Annotated in this window: 11 protein-coding genes; all 11 read left to right on the top strand. The window is 31.6% G+C overall.

Annotated features, from left to right (window positions below; all coding sequences use genetic code 11):
- Positions 1 to 194 precede the first annotated feature (194 nt).
- The 11 genes from tssD to CXF68_RS19885 all read left to right on the top strand — a co-directional run bounded on the left by tssD (position 195) and on the right by CXF68_RS19885 (position 12,587).
- Positions 195 to 593 (top strand): type VI secretion system tube protein TssD, encoded by a 399-nt coding sequence (gene tssD / locus CXF68_RS19935; protein ID WP_028887535.1) that lies wholly within the window; start codon positions 195 to 197, stop codon positions 591 to 593.
- 379 nt (positions 594 to 972) lie between these two features.
- Positions 973 to 2,784, top strand: a complete 1,812-nt coding sequence (locus CXF68_RS19930) for a type VI secretion system Vgr family protein (protein WP_101047068.1) — start codon at positions 973 to 975, stop codon at positions 2,782 to 2,784.
- Position 2,785: 1 nt separating this feature from the next.
- Entirely contained in the window at positions 2,786 to 2,956 is a 171-nt protein-coding gene (locus CXF68_RS19925; protein ID WP_157822016.1) for a hypothetical protein, read from the top strand.
- Positions 2,957 to 2,973: 17 nt separating this feature from the next.
- A complete protein-coding gene (locus CXF68_RS19920; RefSeq protein ID WP_157822015.1) occupies positions 2,974 to 3,417 on the top strand; it encodes a hypothetical protein in 444 nt (147 codons plus the stop codon).
- The gene (locus CXF68_RS19915) at positions 3,414 to 4,439 is read left to right on the top strand and encodes a DUF2931 family protein (RefSeq protein WP_101047062.1); all 1,026 of its coding nucleotides are present in this window, start codon (positions 3,414 to 3,416) and stop codon (positions 4,437 to 4,439) included. The genes CXF68_RS19920 and CXF68_RS19915 overlap by 4 nt, the downstream gene beginning before the upstream one ends.
- A gap of 56 nt (positions 4,440 to 4,495) precedes the next feature.
- Positions 4,496 to 5,524, top strand: coding sequence for a DUF2931 family protein (locus tag CXF68_RS19910; protein ID WP_101047061.1), 1,029 nt, complete (start codon positions 4,496 to 4,498; stop codon positions 5,522 to 5,524).
- Between the two features lies 1 nt (position 5,525).
- On the top strand, positions 5,526 to 7,217 hold the full coding sequence (locus CXF68_RS19905) for a DUF2235 domain-containing protein (RefSeq protein WP_101047059.1): 1,692 nt from the start codon (positions 5,526 to 5,528) through the stop codon (positions 7,215 to 7,217).
- Between the two features lie 15 nt (positions 7,218 to 7,232).
- Positions 7,233 to 8,246, top strand: coding sequence for a hypothetical protein (locus CXF68_RS19900; protein WP_101047057.1), 1,014 nt, complete (start codon positions 7,233 to 7,235; stop codon positions 8,244 to 8,246).
- 18 nt (positions 8,247 to 8,264) lie between these two features.
- The gene (locus tag CXF68_RS19895) at positions 8,265 to 8,735 is read left to right on the top strand and encodes a DUF4280 domain-containing protein (RefSeq protein ID WP_101047055.1); all 471 of its coding nucleotides are present in this window, start codon (positions 8,265 to 8,267) and stop codon (positions 8,733 to 8,735) included.
- A 2-nt stretch (positions 8,736 to 8,737) separates the two neighbouring features.
- A complete protein-coding gene (locus CXF68_RS19890) occupies positions 8,738 to 11,674 on the top strand; it encodes a hypothetical protein (RefSeq protein WP_101047053.1) in 2,937 nt (978 codons plus the stop codon).
- A 19-nt stretch (positions 11,675 to 11,693) separates the two neighbouring features.
- Entirely contained in the window at positions 11,694 to 12,587 is an 894-nt protein-coding gene (locus CXF68_RS19885) for a hypothetical protein (RefSeq protein WP_101047051.1), read from the top strand.
- Positions 12,588 to 12,722 lie beyond the last annotated feature (135 nt).

Here is a 12,722-nt window from a genome sequence, read left to right as displayed (position 1 = left end):
ATATAGGCGAATCTAGCCTGTGTTGTAAGTATATCTATATGGGATTTCTCCCGATGAAAACACGTTTATTTTTTTAGTTTAGAAAATTATCTATTGTTATAGAAAGTTAGTTTTATGTATTGTATAATACTAGTTAAGCTATGCATAAAACAAAAGAAAATTTTAAAAATTAATAATTAAAAAGAACAAGTATTATGGGATCATTTAGAGCATCACTAGAATTAGGAGGGAAAGAATTTGACGTATTAGCAACAGAATACGCTTTTAGTAGAGATACTGATAAGAAAGGTAAAATTGCATCTAATGTTTACGGAGGAAGAATCAATGTAACAATAGAGTCTACAGCAGATTCATCTGTAATCGAAGCGATGTTAAATAGCCAATTTAAAGCTATTGAAGGAAAAATCATTTTTAAGAAATCTGAAGAAGATTCAAAAATGAAAGAAGTTGAGTTTAAAAACGCATACATAGTATACTACAAAGAAAACTTAAACGTAAACGGAGATGTACCAATGACTATTAACTTTACTATTTCTGCAGAAGAAATGAGTATTGGTAATGCATCTATCGATAACCGTTGGCCAGTAGCATAAGTACAATTTATAAAGAGCAAGCTTTAAGGGTTTGCTCTTTTATTATTTATGAAATATTGTTATTTATAGTAGCACTTTCACTAAAAGCAGCTATTTATAAAGAAAGAAAAGAAAATTTTATTAAGATTATACGAATATCATAGTAGTATATAATAACCTGTTGTGCGTTTAAAATGGATTGGTCAATTCGAGTGCTTTTTATAATTGAAATGAGTGAAAATTTATAAGAGAACAATAAATTTCGCTATTAAAAGAGCTCTTGATACAATTTAGTGTAATTAATTACTTTTAAAAATTTACACTAAAAATATATAAATCAATACAGGTAAATAGTATACTATTTGTAGTTAACGCTACTATACGTAAAAAAATACTGTATATGAAACCCATAACAACGATTAATATAGACGGAGAAACGCTATATAACTTTGAAAAAGCAACCCTTAATCAAACAATAAATAACCACCATACCTTTTCTATAATCGTTGATTATGATAGTGTAGAAGCCGTAGGTTCTTACACGCTAGACGACTCAAAAGAATGGTTAGGTAAATCGATTGTTATAAACTTTAACGACACCGATTTTTTAGGGGTAATCACCAATGTAAAACTACAACATAACAATGGTTTTGATGGTAAACTACTTGTTAGCGGATACTCTAAAACTATTTTATTAGAAAATGGGCCGCATATGCATTCCTGGTTGCATAAAAGTTTAGATACCATTGTAAACGATACTGTTAGAGCTGCAGGCTTAACCGCTAAAATAAAACCAGTATTTAAAACCCCAATAACCTACCAAGCACAATATAAAGAAAACCACTTTCAGTTTATACAGCGTTTAGCCAAACAATACAACGAATGGTTGTATTATGATGGAGTACAATTGGTTTTTGGAAAACCATCTTTAGATTCAGCCGTTACAATAGAGTATGGAGCTGATATGGATACCCTTAATATTGCCATAGAAGCCATAGCAAGTACTGCTTCTAACTTTTCATACAATGCATTACATAATGTTAGAGATGAATCAAAATCAAGAGGAAGAGTAGATGGTTTAAATGAATTAGGTAGTTATGCCTTTGATGTATCAAAAGAACTATTTTCAATAAATACACAAGAATACTTAGCAACCAAAGCAGCAAATAAAAGCGAAATAGACACTTTTGTACATAACGAACAAGGAAGCAAAATAGCAACTGCAAATGTACTTAGTGCTACCAGTACCAAACAAGGCCTTACAGTAGGTACTGTTATAAAAGTAACAGGAGCTCAACGAGGAGTTGATGCTTTTGAAGTTAAAAATTATGGTGAATATATTATCACGAAAATTACCCATACCGCTACAGGATCGAGCGAATATGGCAATGAATTTGAGGCAATATCATCAGGTACGGAGATTTTACCAGTGCCAGAAGTTGCTCTTCCAGAAGCAGCTACACAAATAGCTACCGTACTCTCAAATGAAGATCCGAGTCAAAAAGGACGAGTAGAAGTGCAATTCCAGTGGCAAAAACACGAACTAAAAACAAGTTGGATACGTGTAATGACGCCAGATGCAGGGAGTAGTGATAATCATTCAGAAAATCGAGGACACGTATTCATACCAGAAAAAGGCGATCAAGTAATGGTTGGTTTTCGTTATAACAACCCTAACCGACCATTTGTAATGGGAAGTTTATTTCATGGTAATAACGGAGCTGGTGGTAAAACAGATAATAATTATAAAAGTATTATTACTAAAAGCGGCCATATTTTAGAATTTAATGATACGAATAAGTCAGAAAGTATAAAAATTACTGATAAAAAAGGAAATTCGATTTTTATAGATACTGCTGGTGAAACAATAACCATTAATGCTTTAAAAGATATTAATATTAATGCAGGAGAAAATTTAAATATTACTGCTGGTAAAAATATTAATGTAAATGCAGGGCAAAGCATTGAAGAAACAGCAGGCCGTAATATAACCTCAAATGCGGGGAACGATATTTTACAAACAGCATCTAAAGATATTAAAGAAAAAGCTAATAATATTAAACAAATTGCAGATAATACTTTTGATATCGTATCAAAAGAATCTACAGAATATGCAGAAAAAATAAATGTACAAAGTTTAAAAGAAGAAATAAATATGCTTAGTGCTAAAAAGGTAAATATTAATGCTAAAGAAAAATCTAACCTATTTTAAGATGGCTATTATAAAAAGAGCATTAAATATAAAAAAAATAGCATACCAGCAATATGTTATTAAAGCGAAAGAATTAAATAAAGTTTCAGATAAAGCAACGATTGAATCATCTAAAGAAAGTATTACAATTGCAGGAGCAACGAAAGTAAATATTAAGGCTGATAATAGTTAACGCTTAAAAATATAAAAATGGATGAAAATACTTCAATTATCAGTGTGATTTTATTGGTGGGAGTTATAGTATACACCCTTATTTTTAGAGCGTCATTTAAACTAAAAATGAATACTAATGTTTATTTATTATTAGTAGCATATTTTACAGCACCAATATCATTATTACTTACATTACTTGTTTTATGTTTTACGCTTTACAAAACTCATAAAGTAAAAAGTAAGTTGAATAAATTTATTTTTTGGTGGATTTTAATTAATAGTGTGTTTACTATTTTGCCTTATGCAAAAGATAAATTATCTAACAACGCACTAAGTTTTAATAGCGATGCGGCAGGAAATGCACTGGTGTCTGGTACCAAATTTATAATGCAAATAGTATTTCAGTTTATAATGTTACTCATAACAGTTGTTGTTTTTTTTATACACAAAAACTATGTTCAAAAAAATAAGCATAAATGAAAATTAAGCTTAACATACTACTTGTGTTTTTTGCATTTATATTAATAAACTGCAAAGGCAGTAATATGGATAAAAAATATAAATGGTCGGTATCTGTAAATGCACCAAAAAATTTCCCCGCAACCTTACATTATGGTTATTTAGGAGAAACAGGTATTAGAGGTAAAGGCACATTAAATAGTGGTTGGGGATTAACAGGTTCTTTTACAGGTTCTCAAGAAAAAAGAGCACTACCTAAAGAACTTCATTTAGTTTGGATTTCTTATTTAGAAAATCAATTTTATGAAGGACATTTTGAGTTAGATCATAAAAAAATAGCAAAAATATTCGAAAAAGGATTTAAAGAAGATACTGATAAGGGCGTGATAATGTCTCACGATATGTTTTTTGTTGTTAATGTAGCTCCTGGAGGTACTGTAGCTGTTTGGTTAATGGGTATTGACGGGTTTCAACGCGAAGTAGGTTTTTACCAAGCTAAAAAAACAAAAGTAGTTTGGAAAGAGTACAATCCACATGGAGAGCAAGATCGTGAAAAATCTGTTAAAATATATACCGACGCTATTCCGCCCGAAATAGTAACGCAGTATAAAGAAAATAAGTTGTCTTTTAAAAAATGGGAAACCTATAGAGAACCATTTACTTGGAGTGCAGGTCTTAAAGGTAACCCGCACATGGTATTTTTAAATGCGTACGCTTTTAATGGGGAAGAATATAGAATACACCAAAATTTTTTAAAAATTAAAGAAGATACTATATACAGTGCTTTACCTCGAAAAATAAAGATGCAATGGGAAGAGCCAGATCAAGTAAAGGAATGTTTTACGGCAACCTGTATTTTTAAAGAGAGTGATTATGCAACTATTGCAACTGCGTTTAAAGAAAATAACCATACAGGTAGTTTTGAAATAGTACCTTATGTAGAAAATAATGTAAAAAAACTAAAATTGTATTTAATAACAGGTACTAAAAAGCAAGAAATACATTTAAAAGAAAATAAAGTAAAACGAGTATTTTATAAATAAAACTATGAACGAAATTGTTTTTGAAGAATATGAAAAAATAATAAAAATAAGCATAAATGAAAATTAAATTAAATATAGTACTTGTGCTTTTTGCATTAACATTAATACACTGTAAAAGTAGTAAAATGGATAAAAAATATAAATGGTTGGTATCTGTAAATGCACCCAAAAATTTCCCAGCAACCTTACATTATGGTTATTTAGGAGAAACAGGTATTAGAGGTAAAGGCACATTAAATAGTGGTTGGGGAAAAATGGGGACCCTTACAGGTTCTCAAGAAAAAAGAGTATTACCTAAAGAGCTACATTTAGTTTGGATTTCTTATTTAGAAAATCAATTTTATGAAGGGCATTTTGAGTTAGATCATAAAAAAATAGCCGAAATATTCGAAAAAGGATTTAAAGAAGATACTGATAAAGGGGGGATAATGTCTCACGATATGTTTTTTGTTCTTAATGTAGCCCCTGGAGGTACTGTAGCTGTTTGGTTAACGGGTATTGATGGGTTTCAACGCGAAGTAGGCTTTTACCAAGCTAAAAAAACAGAAGTAGTTTGGAAAGAGTATAACCCACATGGCGAACAAGACCGTGAAAAATCTGTTAAAATATATACCGATGCTATTTCGCCCGAAATAGTAACGCAGTATAAAGAAAATAAGTTGTCTTTTAAAAAATGGGAAACCTATAGAGAACCATTTACTTGGAGTGTAGCTATTAAAGATAACCCGCACATGGTATTTTTAAATGCGTATGCTATTAATGGGGAAGAATATAGGATAGATGATGATTCCTTAGAAATAAATGAGGATAGTGTGTATGGTGCTTTACCTCAAGAATTTAGAATGCAGTGGGAAGAGCCAGATCAAGTAAAGGAAGCTTTTACAGCAGTTTGTGTTTTTAAAGAGAGTGATTATGCAACTATTGCAGCTGCGTTTAAAGAAAACAACCATACAGGTAGTTTTGAAATAGTACCTTATGTAGAAAATAATGTAAAAAAACTAAAACTGTATTTAATAACAGGTACTAAAAAGCAAGAAATACATTTAAAAGAAAATAAAGTAAAACGACTTTTATATAAATCATAATATGAGCGGAATTGTTTTTGGAGAATACAAAGAAACACGAACAGCTATAGAGCGTGGTAATAGTGTTGTAATAGGCGTTTTTTTTGACGGTACAGGTAATAACCGTAAAAATGTACGTGCTTATAAAGCTTACAAAGGCGAGGCTATAACGATGGATGCTGATGAAGATGTAGAAACCTATAAAAAGGCATACAAGAAGCATAAAGATGATGGTAATGGTGATAATAGTTATAATTCAGATGAATCTAATGTATCTCGTTTAGAGCCTCATTATGTAACAGATGATTCAAAAGTTTTTAAGCTTTATATAGAAGGTATTGGTACCGAAAATTTTGAAAGTGATGCAGGTATTGGTAGTGCTTTTGGTAAAGGAAGCACAGGGGTACCAGCAAGGGTAGAAGAAGCTTGTAAGCGAATTGTAAATGAAATTTTACCAAAGGTAAAATCAAATGGTAAAGATGAAAATAAGTTTAAACTTATAGATCAGGTATATTTTGATGTTTATGGCTTTAGCCGTGGTGCAGTAGCAGCAAGGCATTTTGTGTCGCAAGTAAAAAAAAGAGCTTCACATTTTGAATTTGTTAGTAGAGAAGAAGGAGAACTACAGGTAATTGACACTCCTGCTTATGGTTATTTAGGAAAAGCTTTAAAAAAGAAGAAAACAGCAATAAGTGTTGTGAAAATAGGTTTTGCAGGTTTGTACGATTCGGTATCAGCTTATGGTATAGATCATTCAGATGATAATAAAGATTTAGAACTAAATCAAATGTACCACGCTAATAAAACCATGCACCTAGTAGCGCAAAACGAAATTAGAAAGAACTTTAATTTAACAGGTATAGAAAGTGCAGGCGCTAAAGGATTAACAATCGGGTTACCTGGTGTACATTCTGATATTGGCGGAGGGTATAAAGAAATCATACCAAAAGAAAATACGTTGCTTTGGGATTTAAATAATGATGAAAAAGAAGCAAAAAAAATAAGAAGCAACTTTATAGCAGAAGGTTGGTATAAAGGATATGAAATAGAGATAGAAGATGGTTGGACACGTGATGAAGTATGGGGCAGAAGAAAAAAATTAACCAACAGCTATAGTGTAATAGCACTACAGCTAATGGCAGATTTTTCGACAAAACATAAGGCTAAGATTAATTTAACAACATTAAAAGAAAAATTTAAAGTTACAGGTAGTTTATTAACCGAAGTACAAAATCGCTTAGATGCAGCGCTAGCTAATAAAAGTACCAAAGGCAATTTAGCTATCGATTTATTAAAGTTTAGTAGTAAACAAAATGAAAAAGAACTTTTAGAGCAAAAAGATGAAGAAGTTGTAGCGTTGATAAAAAAAATAAAAGCCAAAGACGTAAAAGAAACGATACAAAAAAACTCTTTAATAGTAAATTATAAAATTCTGGAAGTAGCAAAAGACAATACAAGGGTGGCATTGCCTAAACGTTATATTGATGTATCTAAGTTAAAAATAAAAGAAAAAGTAGATTATACAAAACTGAGCGACACACAATTAATAAGAGCGTTACGTAATAAATATTTACACATATCTTTTACATACGAAAACCTTAAAGCATCTAGTTGGTGGCATTACACGCCTGTTATACAAGAAATATTAATGTATCAAGAGCCTATGGCACCTCGAAAAAGTGGAAACAGAAAAGTGAATAATGATACAGAATAATAAACAGTATAAGCTATGACAAATAAACGCTTCTCTTTACTAATTAATGAAGACGATAATACGGCAAACGCATTAGCTTCTCAGCCTAATAAAGAGGAGCGGGCACGTTTTACACTAAAAACAAAAGAAACTGAAAAAGAAACTGAAAAAATTCCTTTTTCGAGAAAAGTGCAGTATTGGTCGCTAGAAAAGAAAGCGTTTTTTTTACACCGTACCTATGGTTTACAAATTAATTACGATAACAAAAAAACCATACACTATTTATTAGAAGTAAAATGCGAAGGTTATAAAAAAGGAATATTTGATTATAGCTTACAACGAAAACAATTTTTTAAAGATGGTGAAGAACTGGGCGGATTTATGGAGCAACTAGCAGCACAAAGTGCTAGCTGTTTATACCCTTTAAAAGTAAAAGTTAACAAATTAGGACAAATAATAAATGTTACCAACCAAGAAGAAATTAAAGAACGTTGGGAAGCAAAGCAAAAAGAACTAGCAAAACGATATACCGGAAAACCATTTGTAAATTATTGTAAAAAAATAACGGAGGTTGTAAACAGTTCTGAAAAAATAGTAAAAAGTCTTGGCAACGATGTAGGATATGATATACTGTTTTCAGAAATATATATGAATTACACCAAAAAGTTTAGCCAATCATTAGAAAAAGGGTTTAAATGGTTTTCGGGAGTTCAAAAAGTGAACTTTTATGGTAATCAATCAGTAAATCCAATACTAAAAGAAAATAAGCGTATGCTAATAACCTATAAAGGAAATATGAAGCCTGTAGGAGGATTAGAAAAAGGAGAAACACAGATAAAATATGAGTTAGATGCCAAAGATAATTCACTACTACGAGTAGATGGTACCTTTAATTATGTACAGAACAATGTAGATAAAACGATACAATTTAAAGCTATTTGGCAAGAGAGTATGGATAAAACTGTTGCACAACAAATAGCCTATGAAAAGCAAAAGGGAATGTATTTTGATGAGAATTCTGAAAAGAAGTGGTACCAACTTTGGAAATAAAAAATAAAAAAATGAACTATGGGAAAAGCAATAGTATGTCAAGAAGCAGAGTGTGAGTGCCAATTTGGTACCATGCCAGATAAAATAATATCGATAAGTCAGCACAAGCAATATGTAAACGATGCCGATGGTGAAAAAAAGATGATTGTGTCTACCATGGATCTAGGGCAACCATTTGAGAAAAAAACCTTTGGGCAATGCAAAATGCAACCAACTCCAGGAGGCTACAAACCATGCCAATCTATGGTTACAGAGTGGGGAGGGTTTTACGATAAAGTAACATTAGATAACGGTGGAAACCCTATTTTAGAAGACAGTAAAGCTACTTGCCCAATAGGAGGAGCTCCTTGTATAAGTATTACATTTCACGGGCAAACAGCCGAAGCCACCCAGCAACATGAAGAAGAAGCCGATGAAGAGGTTATGGATCAAATAAATCCATTGGCAGCAGATGATACAAATGGCATAGCACAAAGTATACTAAGATAATTATGGCAGCAAAAAAAGAACTTATTCCTGTAGGGAAAATTAGAAGTCAGCAAACACATATAGATTTTTTTGAAGGTAAAAGCAATGGTGTAAAGTGGCAAAAAACAGCGAATATACAAGCCTTTTATATACCTGTAGGAGCAACCACCTCATTTAAATTTAAAGTACACACCGCTAAAAACTTTAAGGCAACTGCCGAACGGGTGTTTTTAGCTTTGCAGCCACTTAAAAATTTTAAAAAACCAACTGGTTGGATGCCTTTAAACGGTAAGGTAGCAAAAGAACCTATTCATAGTTACATAAATAGGTTAAGTCAAAACCAAATAGATGATGGAAGTTTTAACCCTTTAACTGATACCATGACCAAAGGTGTAGGTGTTAATTATCTTAAAACATTTGAGGTTGATAAATACGGAGTATTTACCTATTTAACTTTCGAATTGCGACTCGAAGCAAAAGATATAGGACAAGCCTTTTGGTTAGAAGCCTTTAATTTCTTGCCAGAATGGGGAGAGAGTAAGTCAACCAATAAGAATGCAAGTAAAAATCAAGGTTTTATTATAGCAGCTGTTGACAGCATTCAAATATTACATTTTTTCGCTAAAAAACGTACAGAACAAGAAAAGAAGATAAAGAATGTTGTACAGAAAACCATTACAAATATACCCGAAGAGTTGGCTTATGGCGATATTTTAGATATACATATAAGCATACATACTCAAAATATAAGTTTTCCTATAGCGTTAACAATTATAGATAACGATACCAAAATTGAAGTTTATAAAGATACTTTAAGTGAAGATGATTACAAAAACTCAACTAGTGCGTTTCAAAATTTATACGCTATAAAAGAAGTTCATTTAAAGCCTGATTGGATAAACGAAATAGGGCATGAGGTAGGAGACTCTAAAGATGAAAAAGGAAGCCCAAGAAATTTTACAATGCGCTTACAAATAATGCCTTTAGAATTTACAAGCTCAGAATTTGCTACAGATAGGGCTAAGCAAAAAGTTAAAGAAATAACCTTTACAATAAATTATAAAGACGAGTGGAGTATAGATGAAGAAGAACAAGAGTGGGTGCCACAAATAGCCGAAATACAAGAAGCTACACTAGTAACCCAAAAGTTTGAAGAATGTAGGTTTGAAGCTATAAAAATAGAAGACGGTACAGAAGGTAGCCCATACCACTTATTAAAACAAGAAAAAAATGGAAACCTTACTACTGACAAAAAAACCGAAATACTAGAATATGTAGCAGGTAATAAAAATAATGTGCACGAAATTACCATTAGTCTGGCTGAAGTAAAAACTGTAGAATGCCAAGAAGCAGGTTTTGATAATGCTACAGCCAGAGGTAAATCGCATAAAAACAATACCTTTATTGTACCCGATTATGATAAAGAAAAAAACGAAGGAAATAAGGTAAGTATTTCTAATGCAAACACGAACAAAGAAAAATGGCAATTGTTTGACCATAACCGTTTTTTTGATACCGAAATTTTTGAAGAAAAAGGTACCCGTAGCGAAGAAACACTTACATTTAAACTTGCTTACCCGTATGATGCCTATAACGAGCATACGTTTTTATTAAAATATTTAAGTTTTCAAATAAAACCAGAGTACTTGCCTGTCGTAATACAAAGTTGCCGTTATGTACGTACACCTGTATTTAAAGTGTACCCAGATGCAGTGTTTGTTTACCATTATATGTATGATGCAGCACAAGAACTTTATTTTCAAGATAAAGAAGTAGCACTGTTATCTATGGATGCAGATATATTAGATAGCGCTAAAAAGTTTATAAGGGAATGGCTTTACGAACCTTTTAAAACTATTGTAACCGCATTAGGAAAAAAAGACAAGCTAGATAATGAAGTTATGGGTATTATAGATAATTTTTTAAACAGCCCATCTACAACGCAAAAAATAGGATTTCATATGCTTGCTGATAGCGAAGAAATTAACTATGCTCAAATGTACCCGTATAAGGCAATACTATATTATCAAATGTTGCAAATTGCACTATTACCATTAGCTATAGAGTTATTACTTATATATCTTACTCGTGGTAAAAGTTTGCAAAGCAAATTAGGTAGATTTGCTAAAAAAACACAAAAGGTAAGAAGTAAATGGAAAAAGTTTTCTAAAGAAAATGATATAAAGCTTATTTATCCTAAATTATGTGTTAATTATGGGATGTATCGCCAGCAAGAAGAAAAAGGAAATGTAAGTACGGTATTAGAATATACCCTACAAGCAAAACCGCTTTTAGGTATTGAAATGACCAAAAAGTTTGAGTTTGATTTTTCTGGCGGTACCGCAGGTCTTATCGCTATTTTTACAGGCGAAATTTCGAGCGATATTAACCTAAAATACAACAGCTATACAGAAGAATTTACACTAACCGATAATGCCTGCCAACAAACTGGTAATAGTGGCATACCATACCGCGAAGGTGATATTGTAAAAAATGATAGTTATATTAAGTGTTTTGTAGATTTAGACTTAGATTTTGAGGCAAAAGGTGAATTTCAACTATTTTGGATAGATGTACCTTATAGTGTCGAGGTAGCTGCCGAGTTTAAAATTGGGGGCACTATAGGTATTGAAAGGCGTTTTGGTTACCACAAACAAAACGGATTATATGTGCAAGATATTTATTATTTTACCGGTGCCGAAGGTGAGTATAAGATTGATGCTTCAGCAAGTTTAGGCCCATTTGAAGAAGAGTATACATCAGGAGATGGAGAAGAAGCTGAATGGGTTAAAACACAAATATTAGAACGCTTTACATACCAACAACCACCACAGTATATTATTAAAACGTTTAAAGATCTAGCAAAAAATAAAGACAACAAACCTAATGATAAAACTTTTACAAGCCCCCAAGTACCTAAGGTTAGTTTTACTAAGCCTAACATTACTACTAATAATTAATTGCAAAAAAGAAACTATTATGGGACCTAACGAGAAAAAATTTAATAATATCCCTAACGAAATTAAACGTTATAATCTAGCCAAGTCTGTAAAGCACTATTTATACTTTCAGCGTTCTGAACAAGAAATTATGGAAGTATATATTAATGATATACCCTTTAAAAAATATTCTGAACATAAAAATTCTGCAGTTTCATTCCCTATTAACGAGTATATCTTAAAATCGGGCACTCAAAAGGTAGACGTGGTTTTTAAATCGCTTAAAGGCAAACCTTTTAGAATGGGTTTTGGTGGCATTATAAAAATAAAAAAAGTAGCCAAAAGTGAAGATTATAAGAATAATAAAGTTATAAAAGAATATACTACCCCAATAATTGATAACAATGGAGTAAAACAATTTATAGCCACAGGGCAATTAGAATACCGAGATAGTTTTACTTTTGAGGCTACTGTGCCCTACGATTTTACAGGTTGGAGAGAGAGCCAAGACCTTAGTGAAATGGATGTTGACGTACTTGAAAAAGAAGTGGTTAATTTTCATAAAAATGTAATTGATATAGCTAAACGCAAAGACCGTGAAGCTTTATTTCAGTTATTTTACCAATCTGAATTTCAAAAAGCGGAGTCTGAATATTATGATGATAAATTATTTAAAAAGTTTACTGGCGGCTATAACTTCATTTTAGACGATCCAACAGTAAAATTCTTACCTTTAGAGAACTACAAACTGCAATTATATGCGAATAGTAAAATTGTAACTCTAGAGAGCATTGAAAAATACGGTAGTTATGCGTTACGGTTTGATTATATCTATATAAGTTCTAAAACAGGTAAAGAGTATGATAAAACATCTTCTTTTAAGATTTTTCTGCACAAACCAAAAGGTTCCGATAAATTAGTGCCAATACGTTAAAAATAGTTGTTTACTTTGATTAGGCATATTATTGTCTGGTTTTGCATGGTTGCAAAAAAGGAACGATTACAACATCCAAGGAAATTAAATGTTATAATCTTAATGAATCGATTAAGTATTACATGCTTTTTTATC

The sequence above is a fragment of the Tenacibaculum sp. Bg11-29 genome, from assembly GCF_002836595.1.
Classification (GTDB): Bacteria; Bacteroidota; Bacteroidia; order Flavobacteriales; family Flavobacteriaceae; genus Polaribacter.
This window is presented reverse-complemented; position numbering and strand designations above follow the sequence as displayed.